The sequence below is a fragment of the Nemorincola caseinilytica genome (assembly GCF_039540515.1).
GTDB lineage: Bacteria > Bacteroidota > Bacteroidia > Chitinophagales > Chitinophagaceae > Nemorincola > Nemorincola caseinilytica.
Map to the genome: position 1 here is coordinate 357,660 of NZ_BAABFA010000008.1, position 19,239 is coordinate 376,898.

20 protein-coding genes are annotated in these 19,239 nt (G+C 51.9%); 11 read left to right on the forward strand and 9 right to left on the reverse strand.

Annotated elements, in window-relative coordinates:
* Nucleotides 1–107: 107 nt before the first annotated feature.
* Nucleotides 108–2,891 (forward strand): hypothetical protein, encoded by a 2,784-nt coding sequence (locus tag ABD843_RS06415; protein ID WP_345080241.1) that lies wholly within the window; start codon nt 108–110, stop codon nt 2,889–2,891.
* A 66-nt stretch (nt 2,892–2,957) separates the two neighbouring features.
* Here ABD843_RS06415 and ABD843_RS16380 read toward each other — a convergent pair whose 3' ends face one another.
* On the reverse strand, nt 2,958–3,953 hold the full coding sequence (locus ABD843_RS16380) for a tetratricopeptide repeat protein (protein WP_425575681.1): 996 nt from the start codon (nt 3,951–3,953) through the stop codon (nt 2,958–2,960).
* A 1,392-nt stretch (nt 3,954–5,345) separates the two neighbouring features.
* On the opposite strand from ABD843_RS16380, the gene ABD843_RS06425 reads away from it, so the two are divergent.
* Both ABD843_RS06425 and ABD843_RS06430 read left to right on the forward strand, forming a co-directional pair.
* Nucleotides 5,346–5,696: a Rieske (2Fe-2S) protein gene (locus ABD843_RS06425; RefSeq protein ID WP_345080247.1), complete on the forward strand. Its 351-nt coding sequence runs from the start codon at nt 5,346–5,348 to the stop codon at nt 5,694–5,696.
* Between the two features lie 124 nt (nt 5,697–5,820).
* Entirely contained in the window at nt 5,821–6,735 is a 915-nt protein-coding gene (locus ABD843_RS06430; protein WP_345080250.1) for a S66 peptidase family protein, read from the forward strand.
* Between the two features lie 3 nt (nt 6,736–6,738).
* Here the strand turns inward: ABD843_RS06430 and ABD843_RS06435 are convergent, their stop codons facing one another.
* Entirely contained in the window at nt 6,739–8,226 is a 1,488-nt protein-coding gene (locus ABD843_RS06435) for a glycosyltransferase family 39 protein (RefSeq protein ID WP_345080253.1), read from the reverse strand.
* Nucleotides 8,227–8,261: 35 nt separating this feature from the next.
* Entirely contained in the window at nt 8,262–9,494 is a 1,233-nt protein-coding gene (locus ABD843_RS06440) for an O-antigen ligase family protein (RefSeq protein WP_345080256.1), read from the reverse strand.
* Between the two features lie 78 nt (nt 9,495–9,572).
* Here ABD843_RS06440 and meaB point away from each other — a divergent pair, with 78 nt between their 5' ends.
* From meaB to ABD843_RS06460, 4 genes are all read left to right on the forward strand, one after another.
* On the forward strand, nt 9,573–10,484 hold the full coding sequence (gene meaB, locus ABD843_RS06445) for a methylmalonyl Co-A mutase-associated GTPase MeaB (protein WP_345080259.1): 912 nt from the start codon (nt 9,573–9,575) through the stop codon (nt 10,482–10,484).
* A 37-nt stretch (nt 10,485–10,521) separates the two neighbouring features.
* Nucleotides 10,522–11,598 (forward strand): MraY family glycosyltransferase, encoded by a 1,077-nt coding sequence (locus ABD843_RS06450; RefSeq protein WP_345080262.1) that lies wholly within the window; start codon nt 10,522–10,524, stop codon nt 11,596–11,598.
* 86 nt (nt 11,599–11,684) lie between these two features.
* Nucleotides 11,685–12,710, forward strand: a complete 1,026-nt coding sequence (locus tag ABD843_RS06455; RefSeq protein WP_345080265.1) for a zinc dependent phospholipase C family protein — start codon at nt 11,685–11,687, stop codon at nt 12,708–12,710.
* Between the two features lie 57 nt (nt 12,711–12,767).
* Nucleotides 12,768–13,040: a hypothetical protein gene (locus ABD843_RS06460; protein ID WP_345080268.1), complete on the forward strand. Its 273-nt coding sequence runs from the start codon at nt 12,768–12,770 to the stop codon at nt 13,038–13,040.
* A 1-nt stretch (nt 13,041) separates the two neighbouring features.
* On the opposite strand, the gene ABD843_RS06465 is transcribed toward ABD843_RS06460, so the two are convergent.
* The 5 genes from ABD843_RS06465 to ABD843_RS06485 all read right to left on the reverse strand — a co-directional run bounded on the left by ABD843_RS06465 (nt 13,042) and on the right by ABD843_RS06485 (nt 15,543).
* Nucleotides 13,042–13,386, reverse strand: coding sequence for an MmcQ/YjbR family DNA-binding protein (locus ABD843_RS06465; RefSeq protein WP_345080271.1), 345 nt, complete (start codon nt 13,384–13,386; stop codon nt 13,042–13,044).
* Between the two features lie 48 nt (nt 13,387–13,434).
* Nucleotides 13,435–14,064 (reverse strand): OmpA family protein, encoded by a 630-nt coding sequence (locus ABD843_RS06470; protein ID WP_345080275.1) that lies wholly within the window; start codon nt 14,062–14,064, stop codon nt 13,435–13,437.
* On the reverse strand, nt 14,036–14,500 hold the full coding sequence (locus ABD843_RS06475; protein ID WP_345080277.1) for a hypothetical protein: 465 nt from the start codon (nt 14,498–14,500) through the stop codon (nt 14,036–14,038). Before ABD843_RS06475 ends, ABD843_RS06470 begins: the two co-directional genes overlap by 29 nt.
* Nucleotides 14,501–14,568: 68 nt before the next feature.
* Complete coding sequence (locus tag ABD843_RS06480) at nt 14,569–15,075, reverse strand: hypothetical protein (RefSeq protein WP_345080280.1); 507 nt, start codon at nt 15,073–15,075, stop codon at nt 14,569–14,571.
* Nucleotides 15,076–15,108: 33 nt separating this feature from the next.
* A complete protein-coding gene (locus tag ABD843_RS06485) occupies nt 15,109–15,543 on the reverse strand; it encodes a hypothetical protein (RefSeq protein ID WP_345080283.1) in 435 nt (144 codons plus the stop codon).
* Nucleotides 15,544–16,038: 495 nt separating this feature from the next.
* On the opposite strand from ABD843_RS06485, the gene ABD843_RS06490 reads away from it, so the two are divergent.
* Nucleotides 16,039–16,278, forward strand: coding sequence for a hypothetical protein (locus tag ABD843_RS06490; RefSeq protein WP_345080286.1), 240 nt, complete (start codon nt 16,039–16,041; stop codon nt 16,276–16,278).
* Nucleotides 16,279–16,299: 21 nt separating this feature from the next.
* On the opposite strand, the gene ABD843_RS06495 is transcribed toward ABD843_RS06490, so the two are convergent.
* The gene (locus tag ABD843_RS06495) at nt 16,300–16,701 is read right to left on the reverse strand and encodes a DUF6855 family protein (protein WP_345080289.1); all 402 of its coding nucleotides are present in this window, start codon (nt 16,699–16,701) and stop codon (nt 16,300–16,302) included.
* 124 nt (nt 16,702–16,825) lie between these two features.
* Between ABD843_RS06495 and ccsA the strand changes: the two genes are divergently transcribed.
* From ccsA to ABD843_RS06510, 3 genes are read left to right on the forward strand one after another with little or no spacing between them, the layout of a single operon-like run.
* Nucleotides 16,826–17,515 carry a cytochrome c biogenesis protein CcsA gene (gene ccsA, locus ABD843_RS06500; protein ID WP_345080292.1) on the forward strand — a complete coding sequence of 230 codons (690 nt, stop codon included), beginning with the start codon at nt 16,826–16,828 and terminating at the stop codon, nt 17,513–17,515.
* Between the two features lie 10 nt (nt 17,516–17,525).
* Nucleotides 17,526–17,732 (forward strand): CcmD family protein, encoded by a 207-nt coding sequence (locus ABD843_RS06505; RefSeq protein ID WP_345080295.1) that lies wholly within the window; start codon nt 17,526–17,528, stop codon nt 17,730–17,732.
* 49 nt (nt 17,733–17,781) lie between these two features.
* Nucleotides 17,782–19,197, forward strand: coding sequence for a Glu/Leu/Phe/Val family dehydrogenase (locus ABD843_RS06510; RefSeq protein ID WP_345080298.1), 1,416 nt, complete (start codon nt 17,782–17,784; stop codon nt 19,195–19,197).
* The last annotated feature ends 42 nt before the right edge of the window (nt 19,198–19,239 follow it).

Consider the following 19,239-nt stretch of genomic DNA (forward strand, 5'->3'; position numbering starts at 1 on the left):
TATTAATGGCTCGTCATTAGCAAACGCATAACGAAATAATGAGTTTATTTTGCAGATATTTATATCACTAACTCATTCATTTTTCTCTTAAGTAGTTTGCCCGTATAATGAATAGCCAGATCGGATTGGGTATATTCGGTACGTTCGGAGAGCCATACGGCTTCCAGCAGGTGTTCTATTATGGGGCGCATTTCAAAGGCACGCTCGATCTTAATGATACTGCCATAGAGTTCTATCCCGGTTCAGAGCTTTTCTCTGTGCGGCGCGAGATAGTAGATGGCGTGCATTCCATTTGTATCTGTATCTATTCTTATGCCCGCGAGCTGAACACCGAGCGTTTCGGCACCTTCATAGGCTCGTGCATGGTATTGCAGGATGGCTTCACCGAGGCCGAGTATATCTATAAAGTACTCCACTCGCTGCATGAGGACCTCATTACCAACGAAGAGAATATAGAGAATGGTGTGATAAAGGTAGCGCAGGGCGCCGATGTGATCATACGCGAGCCGGCCGAGTTCGTGGCTGCGCAGGCCAACCTGATACCGCTGAACAAAACGCCCTTCTTCAGTTCGTTCGTAGATGAGGATAAGAAGTACCTGGTGATACCATCGCCACACTCCTTTGGCAATAAGGAGACGGAAGTGATGGAATTCCTGGACGAGGCGCTGAAACACTATAGCGATACCGGCACACTTTACTTCTCTTTCGACAGAAATGTGTATGAGTTCGTGCGCAATGCAGGCATCATAGCCACATTAGAGTGGGAAGATTTCAAAGGGCGCAAGACACAGATGCAACGCTCTACTGCCGTGCGTACCAAAAAGGGTATACAGAAGGCAATGACCATAGCCTTGCCCACAGAGCCATACGAGGCCGGGAACAATGCAGTGCAGGAGGTAAGGAACAATGAAGTGGCGGCCGCCTACGGCAGTGATGAGAAAGCGGTCGATGAGGATACCGATAGCTATACCGCGAACGATAATTATAATAACTATAGCAATACAGCAGACGATACAGAAGATGAGGCGGATAGTGACCCCGACAGGCCGTTCGACCTATGGGAAGACCCGAATACTGCATGGACCGATACGGAAGTAAGATATAGGGTAAAGGAGTACAATCGTCTTTTTGTATACACACACAAGCTGCTGGACCATATAAACGAACCCGAGCAAGGCAAGGGTAGGGGACGTAGAAGAGCGCTGGCAGCAGCATTGCTGTTGCTGCTGCTGGCCGGTGGTGGTGCGGCCGTGTATTTCCTGGGCCTGATACCGGGCACAGAGCAGCCTGTACGAACAGCGGCCGTAGAGTCGCCACGCAGTATAAGGCAGGGTATACCGGCCAGTGGCGATAGCATGGCCACGGGTGTGGCGACAGACACCGATGGTTCGGTCGCCAATGTATCTCCCGAAGAAAGATACACTATGCCCCGTGGTGGTGTAAGTGATGAAGAGATAGCAAGAGCGCTGGCCGATGCACCTGCCACGCCGCCATCTGTTATTACGGGAGCCAATGCTGTGAATAATGCACCCGCGCAGCAGCGAGTGGCTGGTGCTGTTACTGATAATGCACCTGCTACATCGGCCCTTGCAGGGGCACCTGCGGCACAGCAGGGCAATAAGCCTGTTATAGCGGCACAGGGTACACCTGCAGATGCAAAGAGTATTGCAGCCAATACTACAAATAGTACAGCGGCCAGGCCGGGCGCACCTGCTACCCCTGCAATGGGTGGTGATGCCGGTGACGACCCATCGAGGTCTATGCCGCAGATAAGTATGCCATCTATGCCGCGCTCCAATATACCTGCTGCGGCCTCATATGTGAGCAGGATAGGAAAGGAACCTCTGCCCGGAGCTAATACCAATACCGGTGTTGCGGCCGGTACAGATGCGTCTGGCAGGTCAACTCCATCTAATATATCGCGCCCTGCCACGGCAGAGACCATACGCCCCGGGGCTGCGAATGCAGGTACACCACCTGCCGGAGCGGGCATAACTACAAAGGCAGGTATCACCACGCAAATGCCTGCGGCTGTAGCGGCATCGCCTGCCTCAAAGACCGTGGCGGGAGTTGCCGTGCAGCCTAATAATGCTATAGTGCCGGGTAATAATTCTACCAATATACTGACACCAGGCAAGGTAGTGCCTGCCACTACTGCACCCGCACCGGTCACTGGTCTTGCAAAGGCCCAGATAGGTGCTACTGCACCGGCCACTGCATCGCCCTTCCCGGTCGGCAGAATGAACCAGCCCACCGGGCCGGCAACGGCTGCTGTGCCTGTAGCGGCAAGGGCTGTATCTACAGTGGCGCCTACACCGGCGGCGCTTACCAATGGTGCACGCACAGGTTCTATGACCCCAACACAACCTGCACCGCTTGCTGCATCCTCGTCACCTACAGGCGCCAGGTCTGTAGGTATGCCTACCGTGGCTGCTGCAGGGCCTGCAGGTGGCCAGCGTTCGGCTACATCCACATCTACTCTTGCCATATCGGGATCGGTGCCATCAGGGGTTTCATCGGGAGAGATCAACCGTGCGAATGCAGTAGTGATGCCTTCGCTGGGTATGGGTGGTCAGGACCCTATGAAGATGAAGACGCTCTATCCCCGCCCCAATGGGCAGTTGACACAGCGCGACATACCCATACTGAAGCAGAACGGTATAAAGAACAAGACCCTTACCGAGCTGACAAGGATAATAATGGAAAGTGCGCCCGAAGATGTGGGCCAGTACTACAAAGGCCAGGAACTACAGTATGCCGCCGCACTGCTGAACAGCAACAGGCAGGCGTTCCAGCGCTCGGGCAACGACTACATCTGCACTGCCGATTACCTTATCCTCCACATACCTGCCATCATCAAACCCAAAAGGCCGGTAACTTCTCCTAAGTAAAGTGATAAAAGGTAATAACAGATCTCATCGCATTATCGCATTCCTTTCACATTATCGCATTAGGCCTTACAGCTTGAAATCGGGATAATACTTTTTGGCTATCGCTTCGTATTGTGCGGCCTCGGCCATCCGGCCAAGGGCTTTGTAGGAGAGTGCTATATAGGGTATGTCCTTCACATTGTTCGGGTCTACCTGCAGCGACCTGGTGATGATGTCTATCGCGGCCTGGTATTGCTTCATCTGGTAGTAGCAATGCCCCAGGTTAGAGTAGGCGTTCACATAGCCGGGATTGGCCGCTACCACTTGTTTGAAGATATCTGCGGCCTGCTGTAGCTTGCCCGAATTGAGGTATACCGCGCCCAGGTTGTTGGCAGCGTTCACATCGGTCGGGTTCATTTCCATAGCCTTCCTGAAATATGGTTCGGCCTCGGCATACTTATTATTGAAGTAGTAGGCAAGGCCCAGTTGCATATAGGCATCAGCATAGTTGGGGTCTATGGCCAGGCTCTGGTTCAGCCATAGTATAGCAGAGTCGAACTGCTTGAGGACAGAGTAGCAGCTTGCCATGTTGCACATGGCCTGTACGAAGTCGCCCTTTATCTGTATGGCCAGCTTATAGTAGGGTATGGCCTCGGCCGGCCGGTTGGTACGCAGGTATACCGTACCCAGGTTGTTGGCCGCTATAGACTGGTATGCGCTCTGCGATATGGCTATCTTGAAGTTGACCTCTGCAGAGTCGTATCGCTGCAGGTTCAGGTAGGCGGTGCCCAGCTCGGTATAGGCATCGGTATAGCGGGGAAATATGGAAATGGCCTTGTGCAGGCGTTCTATCCCCTCGTTCAGTATCTCGCGGCGTTTGGCAGTATCTTTTTCCTGTGGCAGTACATTCTCTACCAGCTCATTGCCAATGTAGTAGTTCAGCCTGGCATTCTCGGGCGCCTTGGCAAGGTCGGTCTTGAACAGTGTAGGATTATCTTTCCACTCGGCATTGCGCGCAAAGGTGAGGTAAGAGAAGATAAGGCAAACGGGTATCAGTATACCCAATGCCAGCTTGTTCTTCACAAATGAGTCGTAGCTGATGTCGGCCTTCAGTATCCATTTTTCTATGGCCAGTGCTGCCAGCAGGCAGAAACCCGCCGATGCGAAGAACAGGAAACGCTCGCCCATGGCAGAACCCATAAGGAAAACGATATTGGAGAACAGCGCTATGGTAGCCATGTAGAAGAGTATGCCAAAGGCCCATGGGTCTTTCTTGTACTTGACGAGCCTGTACAGCCCTGCCACGCCTGCGGCCACATATATGACCACCGATAGTAGCACCCACACATTACCAAAGCCTACATAGGGCACACTATTGTAGCCATAGTCGTTGATGAGGGGATGGGGTATGAAGAGGAGCTTCACATACATACCCAGCGTGAAGAATGCAGTGGCCAGGCGCATAGCCATGCTGGGTGCGCCTACCAGGGCATTGTCTATGAACTCTACCGCGCTGGTGCTGGCGCCATAGTCGCTGAGGATATTGTGGCGAATAAGCAGGTACACGCCTGCCACTACCGCTGCACCTGCCGTCATAAAGATGGCCCTGCGCTTGTCGTTGTTTATGTAAAAGAAGAACACCAGCGGTATAATGCCCAGGAAGGTAATGACGGTCTCTTTGCTTAGGAAGGACAGGAAGAGCGAAATAAGGCCCAGCAGCAGCCACCATATCTTGCCCGTGCGCATATAGCTGACAAAAATGTTGAGCGAGAGGAAGGCGAACAGGAAACAGAATATCTCGTCCAGGCTTTTGATGTTGGCCACTACCTCGGTATGTATGGGGTGTACCGCAAATAGCAGTGCCGCTATGAAGGCCACTACTGTCTTGCCCTCCAGCAGCTTGTTGAGGAAGTGGAACAACAGTATCACACACACCGCGAAGAACAGGATATTGAAGAAGTGCGCGGCCGTGGCATTGAGGCCGAACATGCCTACCTCTGCAGCGAACATGACCAGCGATAGCGGGCGGTAGTTCTCATTCTTCAGGTAGCCAAAGCCCTTGAGCCTGGGCGTCTTCAGCAGTTCGGGTATGCCGTCAAAGCCCTGGTTCACAATGGTGTTCTTGGCATATACCATGGTGTCGTCCAGTACAAAGCCGTTCTGCAGGGTATTGAAATATATGACAAAGGTGAGTACACCCAGCAGCAGCGACAGCTTTAGTGTCAGCGACATTTTCCGTGCAGGCATTGCCTGCGCAGTGGGTTCGGTCTTGCGGGGTTGTTGAGGTGCAGGCGTGGGCTGTACAGGCTGCCTTTGCGGTTGTTGTTTTTTTGCCATATGGTGCTGCTTATAGCAGCCTTGAAAGTAGCATTTTTTTATGATCTGGCAGGTTTGTGCCGCCGCTGTCATGGTGTGTAGTATGCCGCCAACAGGCTACATTTGTACCCGTACAAAGTATCTACGAACCGTGATCATATGAACGATACCGATACGCTACGTCCACTGTTCGAGTGGCATATGGCAGAGCAGATATCTGTGGCGGCCATGCGCGATAACGAGCTTACTGAGGCCACGGCAGGCGGCAGGCAGATAGGCCTGTTGAGGCGGCATGGCAATGTATATGCCTTTGCTGCGAAATGCCCGCATGCAGGCGTACCCCTCTGCACCGGCTGGCTGGATGCACAGGGGCGCATCGTTTGCCCCGAGCACAAGTACCGCTTCGACCCCGTGAATGGCCGCAATACCAGTGGCGAGGGCTATAAATTATTTACCTATCCTGTACAGGTACGAGGCGATGAGGTATGGGTGGGCCTAATGCCACAATAGCAAATTCCAAGAACCCAATTCCAGATCTCAAAGTTCAAATTCCAAATTGCAAGCTTCATAACTCATAACTCATAACTCATAATTCATAATTCATACTTCATAATTCATAATTCATAATTAAGAAATGCGTCCCCCATATCTGAAAGAAGGTTCTGTTATCGGTATCACATGCCCGGCGGGCTATGTGTCTCATGAACGAATAGCCTATGCGGTGACCTTGCTGCAGCAGGGGGGCTTTCGCGTGGTAGTGGGCAAAACGGTAGGCAGCGAGCACTTCTACTTCTCGGGTACGGATGAGGAACGCCTTGCCGACCTGCAAAGCATGATGGACGATGCCGGTATAGATGCCATACTGATGGGGCGTGGTGGCTATGGTATGAGCCGTATCATAGATAGATTAGACCTGTCGGGCTTTGCAAGGAGACCCAAGTGGATATGCGGCTTCAGTGATATAACTGTGCTGCATGGCCATATACAGGCAAAGCTGGGTGTGCATACCATACACGGGCCCATGTGCGGGGCCTTTAACCCCGATACCGCACAGGCGCCGCATATACTATCGGTACTACATGCGCTCAGGGGCGAGGCAATGGTATACGATATGCCGCCATCACCGTTCAACCGGGTGGGGAGAACGCAGGCCATACTTACGGGTGGCAACCTGGCCATACTGGCACACCTCACTGGCTCGGCATCGGAGGTAGATACGAGGGGCAAGATCCTGTTCATAGAAGACATAGGCGAGCACCTGTACAATATAGACCGCCTGCTGCTGAACCTGAAACGTGCAGGCAAGCTAGATCATCTTGCCGGTTTGCTGATAGGCAGCTTCACCGATATGCAGGACACCACGCGCCCCTTCGGGCAGACCATAGAGCAGATAATAGCCGACAAAGTGGCGGAGTACGACTATCCCGTTTGTTTCAATTTTCCCGCAGGCCACCAGGATGTGAACTTCGCCTTTGTGCTGGGCGCCATGCACACGCTGGAGGTGACCACCCAGGGCAGTGTGCTGTCGCTGGTAAGGGATAATGTATAGCTATCATCTGATCTTGTACAGTCTGTATCCCGGTGCTATTTCCGTGCTATCTACGGGATGATCGTATTCGTTCAGGTATTGTTGGTAATAGTCCTCTACAATGTCATAGGCTATCAGCAGGTATTTCGCATTCATGCTGTCGAATATCCGCTTGTTCTCGGCCATAGGTAGCTGCCATGCATGTATGATGCATTTCCTGTCCGTATAGAGCGATACCAGGCGCGGGCGGGCGCATATTATCAGCTCATCATCCTTTACGTTCTGTCGCAGGTATGCAAATGCGTTGTGGTCGTTCTGTGCGGGTACATAATTCACAGGTGGCTCTGTGGTGCTGCGCAGATACTTGAGCCCTGCGAACAGGTATATGCCCGCAAAGGCCACGCCCACATACAACGGCCTAATGGTAGTGATGGTGGGTAGTACTGTGCGCAATGCCGTATAGCTGTAGAGGTACACAAGCGCTATGGCAGGAAGAAAGTACCGTGCATCGTGAATAGGATAGAACAGCATGAGCAGGCACATGAGCACGAAGAACACATCTGTGAACCTGATCTTTTTAGCTATGCTGATAAGAAGACCTGTGATGCACAGCACCAGCCCTGCACTTTCCATTATGGTCACAATAGCCGTGCGTATGCTGTTGTCGGTGTCGTAGTGGAAGAAGCTCTTTATGGCCTCCAGGAAGAAATTCACATTGTCGCGTACTACGGTCAGTGCGCCTTTTTGCAGTGCATCGCGGAATATGGCCGCATAGAATACCGATGTGGAATTGGGGGTATAGAAAATGGTCTTGTTCAAGATGAACAGGAGTGCATTGCTGCCCGCAATGGCAACCATGCCGGGGCTGGTAAGTATAGATCTTGTAGTGGCTGTCTTGCGATGCCTTATGGTGTCGTAGAAAAGATATATCACCTCTGCCAGCAGCAGCAGTACGGCCTGCGTACGGCAAAGTATGGCCATGGTAGCAAATAGCACCAGCAGTGTCATGCGTATGGAGTTCTGCTTTTCTGCCGCACGCACCACCATGTACAGCATTACAAAGAGCAGGCAGGTGGTATCGGCCACTATGGTCTGTTTCAGGCCCATCATCACACTGCCATACACTATCATCAGCGCCATACAGGTAGCGGGTATGACGCCCATGTATCTGCGGAAGAAGTAGAAGAAACACAGCAGCAGCATTGCCGCTACTACTGTATTAAAGTAGCAGAGCGGCAATATATCTATCCCGCACATCTTTACCACAGGTGCCAGTAGTAGCGGGTAGCCCGGCGGGTACTGCGGTGGGGAATAGTGTACGTTGTGCTTATTGAACACATTGTCCGATAAGTAATAGGGTTTGCCCTCAGCTATGTTCTTTGCTTCTTTTATATACAGCGCATAGTCGTCGCCACCGGCCGAGTGCGAGTTGTGCACATTGAGAAAGAACAGCGGCACCGACAATGCCAGCAGCAGCAAAATGAGCCAGATGTCTTTTTTCAGTGCCTGCATGTGTGCGGTAGTGGCCGTGTGCTAAAATAGGCTTTTTATCCCAGCTTGGGGGTAGCGGCTGGTGTGGCCTCATCGGGGCTGGTGAGCTCTTGCAGAAAGAGCAGCAGGAAGTACACATATACGAATACCCCGAACTGTACCTCCAGTACAGGCTCTATCATCAGTTGCACCAGCAGTATCAGCCATACTATGAAGAAGAAGAAGCTCTGCCTGTTGCGCCGCAGCTTGGTAAGCGGCCACAGCACCCATATAGCGAACAGCGCCATAGCGAACAGCCCGCAGCCCACCGCCACCGTCAGGAACTGGTTGTGCGGGAAGAGCCTGCTACGCTCGTCTATATTGGGGTAGCGCTCCATATACAGCTTGTCCATTTCGCCCTTTATATCGCCCGCGCCCACACCCGTCAGCGGGTGGGCCTTTATCAGGTCGGTAGCCAGTTGGTACGATACCAGCCTGCCTACATCGCCCAGGTTGTGGGTCTCATTGCCGTGCTTGTACATGAAAATAGTGAAACCTATATAGTTGGCACGCTCTTTCAGCGTGGGTATCATGCGTATGGCCAGCATACCCGCAAGGGGCATGGCTATCAATATGGCCAGTCCCAGTAGCTTCTTTTTGCCAAAGCATAGATAAATGGCCCATGCCACCACGAAGAGGTAGAACGATACCAGCCCGCTTTTGGCGGCCAGCACATGCAGGTACACTATCAGCAGCGATATGCATATGCCTACCACCCACCGTATATTGCGCCGCTGCAGGCGCGGCCACACATATATGCACCACGCTATGAAGAGGGCCGATGCTATACTGCTGCGTATATGATCTTTTTTGGGCAGGGTGGGCAGCATGTGCGACACCTTATATTCTTGTATATAATGCTGCGGATCGCTAAGGAAGATGGATATACTGTAACATGCCGCCACTATGAGCATGAGCGCCCCGCTCATAGTGAATACTTCCATTTGCCGCTGCGAAAAACGTGGCTGGTGTGCAAATGCCAGGGGCAGCAGCAGGAAGGGTAGTTTCACCTGCACATGGTCGTTCCATTCATGCAGGTCGTCGCTCCACAGGCCCGACAGGGCGTACATACCCACCCAGCTCAGGCCCAGCAGCCACCATTTCTGTTTGAGCCACAGCCGCGGCGGTACATCCCGTATGGCGTTCACCCCGAAGAGGAACATAGATACAGAGAGCGCAGCCCGCGATACCAGGAAACCGGCGAACATGCCCAGTATGCATATCATCGCCACCCGCGACTTGTCTAACATCTTATTGTTTAGAAAGTTACTTTTGCTCACAAGATAGAGATACTGGTATCAATTAGGAACGCAGAAAAGCAGATATTAGTGCGAAACGACATCAAAATACTGTACCAGCAGGTAAGGGAGGGTAATTTTAGGGCCATAGCCCGCGCCATCACTATAGTAGAGAACGAGCTGGATGGCCATGAGGACCTGCTGCTGCAGCTGGCAGAGAACCGCCATGCCCGCATAGTAGGCATAACGGGACCGCCCGGTGCAGGCAAAAGCACGCTGGTGAATGCCCTGCTCACGCATTGGCTAAAAGAGAATAAGAAGATAGCCGTGATAGCGGTAGACCCCTCATCCCCCTTCAACTACGGGGCGTTGCTGGGCGACCGCATACGCATGAGCGAATATTATACCCATCCCAATATCTTCATTCGTTCGCTGGCTACCCGTGGGGCGCTGGGTGGCCTCAATTCGCGCATCATAGAGATAACCGATGTGGTGAAGGAGGCTCCCTTCGATATAGTGCTGGTAGAGACCGTAGGAGTAGGGCAGAGCGAGGTGGAGATAGCCGGCCTGGCAGACTGTACCGTGGTGACACTGGTACCCGAGGCCGGTGACGAGGTGCAGACCCTGAAGGCGGGTATAATGGAGATAGCCAATATATTCGTGGTGAACAAGGCCGACAGGGATGGCGCCGAGGGCCTATACCGCAACCTGCGCATACTGGCGCACGAGCGGGCCAATGGTGGTGCAGAGACTCCCGTGGTAAAGACCATAGCCACCGAACAAAAGGGGCTGCAGGAACTGGCCGCAGAGATAACCGCCTACCTGGCGGCACAGAATGCCGTGCCGGAGAAAAGGGTACACCTGCTGGCAGAGAAGTGCTGGCAACTCGTTCAGGCACAGCGCATGAAGGGTATCAGTATGGCCGATATAAGGGAAGGTATAGCCGATGCCATCTCGCGTCCCGACTTCAACCTCTATGCCTTTACCCGTCGATACCTATAGAAAAATAAAACCCGTACACTACACGTTATACATACCAATGCCCGAAACAGTACCAACATATTTCCAGTACATATTGGCCATACTGTGTTCGTCCGCCATCAGCGTGTATGCGGTGCGCAAGATCATTTTCATAGCCCGTACCCGCAAGCTCTATGACATACCCGACAATATCCGCAAGATACATGGGGCACAGATACCCAGCCTGGGCGGTATAGGCATATTCATAGGTTACCTCACCACGGCCGCTTTCTTCATAGAGCGGGCATGGTTCGCTGTCGTAGCGGCCTCTGTCATTCTTTTCTTTACCGGCATCTATGACGATATCATGAACATGCGCCCGTCGAAGAAGCTGGTGGCGCAGCTGGCGGCATCGGCAGTGGCCATCATGCTGGCCGATGTGCGCATCACATCGCTGCATGGCATACTGGGTATATATGAGTTGTCATATCCTGTTAGTGTGGGCCTTACTGTTTTCTGCTGTACTTTCTTCATCAATGTGTTCAACTTTATGGATGGTATAGATGGCCTTGCCTGTACCCTGGCCATACTGTATACCGGCGTGCTGGGTATGCTCTTCGCATTCATGGGCAGCCGTTACCTGGCGGGTATATCCTTCAGTATCATGGGGGCTACGGCAGGGCTTTTCTGGTTCAACAGGCCTCCGGCCCGCATCTACATGGGCGATACAGGCTCTATGCTGCTGGGTTTCACCATTTTCATTCTCACGGTGTGCTGCATGTATATGGGTAGTACACCCGTTGTCAGCGCCACTCCGCTGCACATACATACCGATCTCGGTATGACCATGCTGCTGCTGGCCATGCTCTTGCTGCCGGTCTACGATGCAGTGCGCGTCTTCATCCTGCGTACGCTGCGGGGCATATCGCCCCTGCGTGCAGACAGGCTGCACCTGCATTACTACCTGCTGGATGCCGGTCTTTCTCACCGCGGCGCTGTAGGTGTGCTGGCAGGCACCAATGTGGCGGTGATGCTCTGCGCCTGGGCTCTCCAGGCGGTACACCCGCTGCTGTTGCTGCTGTGTATGCTGCTCATCATCACCCTTGTGGTATGGGTGGTATGGGCACTGCGCCAAAAGAAGATGCGCGCGGCATAGTTCCCTGTATTACATTTTTGTACACCCCTGTGCGGCTATATGGTATATGGTGCAACAATAGTATGTTTACACTATCATATACTTCTATGAAAAAGATATTCATAATAGCATCTCTTGCCATTGCATTGACGGGTAGCACGCACAGGGCCTATGGCTGGGGCGTATGGGGCCACAACCACATAAACAAGGGCGCTGTGATGGCACTGCCGCGCGAGATGGGCATGTTCTTTTACAACCATGCCGATTTCATAGTAGAAGGCTCTACTGTGCCCGATATCCGCAAATACACCATGGGCGATAAAAGTGAGGGCCCGCGCCACTGCATAAACCTGGAGAAGTATGGCTATGGCAAGGAAGCCCTGCCTGCCACGCTGGATGCCGCCATAGCCAGATATGGCAAGGACGAGGTGATGCAATACGGCATACTGCCCTGGCACATACAGGATATGATGAAGAAGCTCACAGAGGCCTTTCGCAATAAGCGCAAGACCGAGATACTCTTCCTGGCGGCAGAGCTGGGCCACTATATAGGCGATGCCCATATGCCCCTGCACACCACAGTAGAGCACGATGGGCAGACCACCGGCCAGCATGGTATACATGCCTTCTGGGAGGCGCAACTGCCGGAGATATTCGGCAGGAACTACAAGCTGTATACGGGCGATATAGTACACATAAAGAACATAGAAAAGGCCACATGGAACGTCATAGACAGCAGTCATGGACTTGTACCACGCCTGCTGGCATCGGAGCAGAAAATGAAGCTGGATAACCCGCAGGACAGGCAATATGTGATGGGTGCCGATGGCAACCCGCAGAAGAACAAGTATGGCCAACCCGTGCATACCTATGAGTATGCACATGTGTATCATGAATTGCTGGATGGTATGGTAGAGCGGCAGATGCGCAGCGCTATCCAGTTCACCGCCAGTTGCTGGTACACTGCATGGGTGAACGCCGGCAAGCCCGACCTGAGCACGCTGGACAATGAGTCGCTCACAGAGCACAACAAACCTGAGTATGAGGCCGATATGAAGGCATGGAAAATGGGCAAGGTGCGTGGCTGCAAGAGCGATAAGGAGTTTCCACCCATGGGGCCTGCACGTCGCTGATGGAAGAGGCGCAGGCTCGGTGTAAAAGCCTTAATTTTACACTACATTACCCCCGACATGAAAAGAATGATACCCATACTGCCACTGGCCCTGCTACTGGCATCGTGCAATGCAGGTTGGCACCAGGAGAATAAGGATGCCTTTTATGATGCATGCATGGACGATGCCCGCACATGGATAGACGACCCTGCCAAGGCAAAGACCTACTGCGAATGTGTGATGCTGAAGGTGATGGAAAAATACCCCAATGTGAACGATGCGCTGGACAATATAGAGCTGCTGAGCCGCGACCCCGAGATACAGGCCTGCCGCATACCTATTATGAAGTGAGCTATTGCCGCGGCGGCCATGCCTCGCGCACCTTTTTTGGCAGTTTGGCACGAATGAGGTCGTAGGCCGTACCTGCATAATGTTCCCATTCTTTAGGCTTCAGTGCAGTATAGCGCTCTATGTACACCCATTTGTTGCGCGCCATATAGGGCGCGGGTATTATACCGTCGCGCTCCGTAAGCACTTCAAAGTCCTCGTCCGATGTCTTCAGGCTCACACCCCCTCTTTCCGATGTGATGCAGAACATCTTCTCCCCTATCATGAAGCATATATGGTCTTCCCATTTCAGGCCTTCGGTAGCGCCGGGCATAGACATACAGAGTGTGCGTAGTTTGTCCAGGTTCATACAGTGATGTATCAGTTATTTGCAATAATAAAGATATGGCGCCATGCTTCATAGCTTTCGCAGCTCTACCCGGCGGTTAATGGCACGGCCTTCTTCGGTGTCATTGGGGTTCAGTGGTCTTGTTTCGCCATAGCCTATGCAGGTGAGCCTGTTTTTATCTATACCCCCAGCAGATAGGTAGGCGGCCACTGCCGTTGCCCTGTCTTGCGATAGCGTCATGTTCGCGGCATCGGGGCCTGCATTATCGGTATGGCCGCTTACCTGCAGCTTTATAGCCGGGTTCAGCTTTAGCCATTGTACCAGTGTATATAGGTACTCTGCGCTTATTGTTTGTATATCTGCCTTCCCCGTCTCGAAGAGTATATCGTGCGTTACGAAGGTATTGCCCGTGAGCAAGGTATCAAAGGTGTGTATGTCTACTAATTGGTCTGGTGGTACTGCATCGCTCTGCGCGAGGTGTACATGCCTGAGGCCTATCACCGACCGGCCACTGATGGTGAACGAGGAGGGAAAGTATCCATCGAAAACATAGGCGCCATTATTGGTAGAGAGGCTATCGTGGCCTATGCTCCACACATGTCTGCCATCCACGAAAATATTGATATACTGCTTCGATACCGATATGGCCAGGCAGTGCCATTGGTTTATATCATAGATATCTTGTTTGCTCTTGCGCACAGGGGTTATTATGTCTATACCCTTCGATAGTGCACCCTCCCATACTTGGTGTATCCAATAGTCGCTGGTGTATCCAATAGTCGTCTATACCTATTTTATGTTCGTACCCACGCTCATCGGGAAAGCTGATGATGAGCTGTGATGCTTTTGGCGAAACAAGCCACAGGTCGCATTCGAAGGTCACATATTGGGCGTTCGGTCTTGCATTCGTTATTACGGGGCGCATTGCGCCATCCCTGGCCATATACATATATACAGATGCATGGGAGCTGCCTTTGTCGGGAGCTCTATTGTACCCGGGGCTCTGCCATTTGGCTGCGGGTAGTGTGGTGCTGTAAAGCGAGAGGTCGTCGGCAAAAAGAGTATGCTCTGCAGGTACGAAAGTAGTAGTATAGCGCGGCCCGTGAGCTTGCGCCACACATGTGAGCGCGCTCATAACACACAATATTACCAATACCATCTTTTGCGGCATGGTACCGAAGATACGAAAATGCAGGCGCTACGCTATGCCCTGCGGGGGTAGTAGGTAATGTCGTTGTGCGTGCCATGCAGGTGCAATATGGCGCGTGCATTGTTCACATCTTCTTCGCTGCCGTGTACTATCAGCAGGAATTTGCCTGCCTCCAGCGCCTTGTGGTATTTCTGCTCGTTCTCGTCCTTCACGCCTATGGTGGTGAGGGCGGATGCTATGCCCCCGCCTATCAGGCCGAAGTCGAAACCGGCTATGGCGCCCACCAGTGCGCCTGCCCCATACAGGAAGCCCAGCCCCGGTATGGCAAAGATGCCCACGCCTGTAAGTATGCCCAGTGCGGTACCTATAGCGGTGCCGGTACCTACACCTGCCAGGTTTATGGGGTTACGCGGCACCAGGTGCATCTCTTCGTCCACTACTTCGGTCTCGGCCTTTCCCATGATGGTCAGCCGATCCAGCGGATAGTTCGAATCTTTTAGTTTTTGTACGGCAGCCACAGCCAGCTCGTGGTCGTTGTAGATGCCTATAGCAGTGTTCATACAGTAGAGTTTTAGAGTGGTATAGATAGAATGTCAGGAAGAGGTAAAGGGCAGAATATAGTTGCCAACGAATTTCCTGTCGGCATATTTCACATGGCGGCCATAGTCGCCCAGGCTTTTGCGTAGCGTATTCGCAAGGTCCTTGTCCAGTTTGCTTATTATCCGGTTTATGTGGTCTGCTTCCCGGGTCAGGCTTTCGCGTTTCTGCTCATCGAATGGTACATAGGTCGACAGCGCACTGTCGAAATTTTGCTGGAAGTGGCGGTCCACCTCGGCATAGTAGGGGTGCAGTACATCGGCGCTGGTAAATGTTTTCAGGTGTGCCTGCCGTACCACCTCTGCTTTCTCGTTCTCGCTCAGGTGGTCATCGCCGGCAGCTGCCAGTATAGATATCAGTACGGGCGCTTTCAGCAGCAGTGTCTTTTCATCTTCGGTCAGTCGTGTTAGCTGTTCATTCAGGTCTGTCATAGTGTGGTCGGTTTTAGTTCTCTAAAGTTCGGGAATATATAGTTAAGGTATTTTTAATGTTTTTTAGACATTAAAAATACCTTATAAAGTGCTTTTACGATCTGTGTCTTTATCTAAAGGCTATAGCAGTTATTATTTGCCTCTGTAATGGGCTCTGTTTGAAACGAGACCGGACATGGTAGTGTATACATATGAAGTAGAGTCGAACGAGTCAAATGCTCGTTTATATGATGAGCTACTTGGCAATGACATTTGCATGCTCATCGATTTGTGGTCGTATTGCAGTATAATACCAGAGGTGATGTATGTAATCCAGTTTTTCTATTTGGGAATTACCAAGAAATTGATATCCATTACGGTTTCTGCAAATTTATAACCGATCTCATCCACGAAGTTTACATAGTCTTGAAAAGTGGTGCCGAATTGCTCCTGAAATTCTTGTTCGAATTCGAAAATGATAGGCATTTTATTTTTCAGAATAGTACTTTTAGCTCCTTGCAAAGCAAGCCTTGCTTCAAAGTGAATGGCAAGGCTTTCGTATGTTTTTTTCAGCAGGAGATGGTCTTCAAGCTGGCAGGGAACGTGCATGAAGAGGCCATGGCGCTGCAGGGCGCACATCTGTTCGACCCTTCGGGCAAGGGGCGCGCCATGAAGGAGTGGGTGCAGGTGCCCTACGCACATGCGGCCCAATGGGAACGCTTTGCAAAGGCCGCCATGGAATATGTGGGTAAATAAGAAAAAGAGACCGGGCACAGGTCATTTCGCTCTCATGCGGTTGTTCTTGGGGTTGTGCTCCAGTTCGGCCAGGCCCAGGGCTTCCATAAGTGGTGGTATATACATACCGAACCTGCCGCGCAGCCCTTTCTTCAGTCCATACCAGCCGCCTACGGGGTTCTTCTCCCATCGCCCCCATGCTTCTACGGTGCCTTCTTTGGCAGGTTTTTGCTCATCGGCGCTACCTAGTTCCATCCAGTCGCCATGTTCTTTCAGCATGGTGTGCAGGTCGTTGATGCAGCGAGGGTCGTAGTGCAGTACTGTCTTGCCTACTGTGCATACCAGTACATTCTTCTCATCATCCTTGTATATGGTGTAGTCCGATGTGCCCGGCGGTGTCTGCAACTGCCAGGGGCTGTCTTTTGTTCCGTTTCCTTTTACCATGATGTGTAGGTCATTTCGATGGAGGTTACCAGATGCACCTTGCTTCTTGTGCTGCCCGGCGCTTTTTTATTGAAAGATAATGCATTTTTAATAATAGATCGTTCCTATACAAAAACCACTACTTTTGCACCGTCTTTCAAAAAAGCGTATGCGCAAATGGTGGTGGAAGATATTGTGTGGCCTGCTGGTGATATATACTATAGTCGCCGGGTTCCTTATGCCTGTGCCCCGGCTGGATATACTGAACGAGACCATCCGCAACCTCTACTTCCATGTACCCATGTGGTTCACCATGATAGCGCTATTCTCGGGCGCTTTCGGTTATTCTATCAAATACCTGCGTAGCGGCAGGCTGCAGGACGATATCTATGCGGCCCAGCTCACCAATGTAGGCATTCTCTTCAGCATACTGGGTATGCTCACCGGTATGGAGTGGGGAAAATATACCTGGGGCGCAGCCTGGAGCAACGACCCCAAGCAGCTGTGCACTGCCATGTGCATGCTCATATATTTTGCCTACAACATACTACGCAGCGGCATGCGCGACGAAGAGAAGCGTGCCCGCATCAGCGCGGTATACAATGTATTTGCATTTGCCATGATGTTCCCGCTCATATTCGTACTGCCGCGTATGGTCGATTCCCTGCATCCCGGCAATGGCGGCAACCCTGCCTTTGCCAAGTACGACCTGGACAGCGGTATGCGCCTGGTCTTCTGGCCTGCCAATGCCGGCTGGATACTGCTGGGCTGCTGGATAGCATCGGTAAGGATACGCATAGCACTATTGGATCACAAAAGGAATAGTATTTTTTAAAGCGACCACAATGACAAGGAAGATATTCGCCATTTTAGCCCTGTTGCTCGCCTCGGTACAGGGGGCTTTCGCCGAAACAGAGATGGCCGACAAGATGAGGGCCGAAGGGAAAATATACGTTGTTGTTGTTGTATTAGCTACTATATTTGCGGGGATCTTCTCATACCTCATATATCTCGACCGCAAGATCACGAGGTTAGAAAAGGAAAAACAATAAATAAATATTTCAAGATAGATTCATTTACACAAACAAAATCTTAAAAGACGTGGGAAACACAAATTACAGCTTTTTCCAGGGCGTTGAGCGCAACTTCGACAAGGCGGCGAAATTCACCCGCTTTGAACCAGGCATACTTCAGCAGATAAAAGTGTGCAACTCGGTATACAGTATGAAATTCCCTGTTCGCATCGGCGACAACATCGAGGTGATAGAAGCATATCGTGTACAGCACTCGCACCACAAGCTGCCATGCAAGGGCGGTATACGCTACAGCATGGATGTGAACCAGGACGAAGTGATGGCGCTTGCTGCCCTGATGACCTACAAATGCGCTATAGTGAACGTGCCTTTCGGCGGCGCTAAGGGAGGTATCAAGATCAACCCCAAGAACTACTCTGTTTTCGAACTGGAAAAAATAACACGCCGTTATGCGAGCGAGCTGGTGAAGAAGAACTTCATAGGCCCCGGCATAGACGTTCCCGCACCTGACTACGGTACAGGTGGCCGCGAAATGAGCTGGATAGTAGATACTTACGCCTCTCTGAAACCCGGCGAAGTAGATGCACTGGCATGTATCACCGGCAAGCCTGTGACACAGGGTGGTGTGCGTGGCCGTACCGAGGCTACCGGCCTGGGTGTATACTACGGTGTACGCGAGGTGTGCAACACTGCCGAAGATATGAAGAGGCTGGGCCTGCCTGTAGGCATAGAAGGCAAGAAGGTGATAGTACAGGGCCTGGGCAATGTGGGCTACCACGCTGCCAAGTTCTTCTACGATAATGGCGCTATAGTAGTAGGTCTGGCCGAATATGAGGGCGGTATCTACAACGAAAAAGGCCTGGATGTGTACAAAGTGGTAGAACACCGCAAGACCACAGGTTCTATACTCAACTTCCCCGGCGCTACCAATATGCCTAGCAGCGGCGCTACACTGGAGCAGCCTTGCGACATACTGATACCTGCAGCGCTTGAGAACGTGGTGAACGCCGAGAATGCTGCGCGTATACAGGCCAAGATAATAGGCGAGGGCGCTAACGGCCCGCTGACCCCCGAGGCCGATGAGATACTGAACAAAAAAGGTGCCATAGTGGTGCCTGATATGTACCTGAATGCAGGTGGTGTTACCGTATCATACTTCGAGTGGCTGAAGAACCTGAGCCATGTACGCTTTGGCCGTATGGACAAGCGTTTCAGCGAGAACCAGAACACATCTATACTGCAGGCCGTAGAAGGTCTTACAGGCAAAAGGGTAACTGACATAGAGCGCAAGCAACTGCTCCATGGCCCCGATGAAGTAGACCTGGTATACTCTGGCCTGGAAGACACTATGATAGGCTCTTACCATGAGATACGCGAGGCGCTTCTGAGCCTTGATAACTCTGTAGATATGCGTACAGCCGCCTTCACTGTGGCCATCAACAAAGTTGGTGTGTCTTACGAAGAGCTGGGTATCTTCCCATAATCGCACCAAAATATCAGATAGTTATAAGGGCTGCCATATGGC

Excerpts from the sequence above, each read along its gene's own strand:
- ABD843_RS06415 (WP_345080241.1), top strand. The coding sequence starts at position 108 with ATGAATAGCCAGATCGGATTGGGTATATTCGGTACGTTCGGAGAGCCA.
- ABD843_RS06425 (WP_345080247.1), top strand. The coding sequence starts at position 5,346 with ATGAACGATACCGATACGCTACGTCCACTGTTCGAGTGGCATATGGCA.
- ABD843_RS06430 (WP_345080250.1), top strand. The coding sequence starts at position 5,821 with ATGCGTCCCCCATATCTGAAAGAAGGTTCTGTTATCGGTATCACATGC.
- ABD843_RS06435 (WP_345080253.1), bottom strand. The coding sequence starts at position 8,226 with ATGCAGGCACTGAAAAAAGACATCTGGCTCATTTTGCTGCTGCTGGCA.
- ABD843_RS06440 (WP_345080256.1), bottom strand. The coding sequence starts at position 9,494 with ATGTTAGACAAGTCGCGGGTGGCGATGATATGCATACTGGGCATGTTC.
- ABD843_RS06450 (WP_345080262.1), top strand. The coding sequence starts at position 10,522 with ATGCCCGAAACAGTACCAACATATTTCCAGTACATATTGGCCATACTG.
- ABD843_RS06455 (WP_345080265.1), top strand. The coding sequence starts at position 11,685 with ATGAAAAAGATATTCATAATAGCATCTCTTGCCATTGCATTGACGGGT.
- ABD843_RS06460 (WP_345080268.1), top strand. The coding sequence starts at position 12,768 with ATGAAAAGAATGATACCCATACTGCCACTGGCCCTGCTACTGGCATCG.
- ABD843_RS06465 (WP_345080271.1), bottom strand. The coding sequence starts at position 13,386 with ATGAACCTGGACAAACTACGCACACTCTGTATGTCTATGCCCGGCGCT.
- ABD843_RS06475 (WP_345080277.1), bottom strand. The coding sequence starts at position 14,500 with ATGAGCGCGCTCACATGTGTGGCGCAAGCTCACGGGCCGCGCTATACT.
- ABD843_RS06480 (WP_345080280.1), bottom strand. The coding sequence starts at position 15,075 with ATGAACACTGCTATAGGCATCTACAACGACCACGAGCTGGCTGTGGCT.
- ABD843_RS06485 (WP_345080283.1), bottom strand. The coding sequence starts at position 15,543 with ATGACAGACCTGAATGAACAGCTAACACGACTGACCGAAGATGAAAAG.
- ABD843_RS06495 (WP_345080289.1), bottom strand. The coding sequence starts at position 16,701 with ATGGTAAAAGGAAACGGAACAAAAGACAGCCCCTGGCAGTTGCAGACA.
- ABD843_RS06505 (WP_345080295.1), top strand. The coding sequence starts at position 17,526 with ATGACAAGGAAGATATTCGCCATTTTAGCCCTGTTGCTCGCCTCGGTA.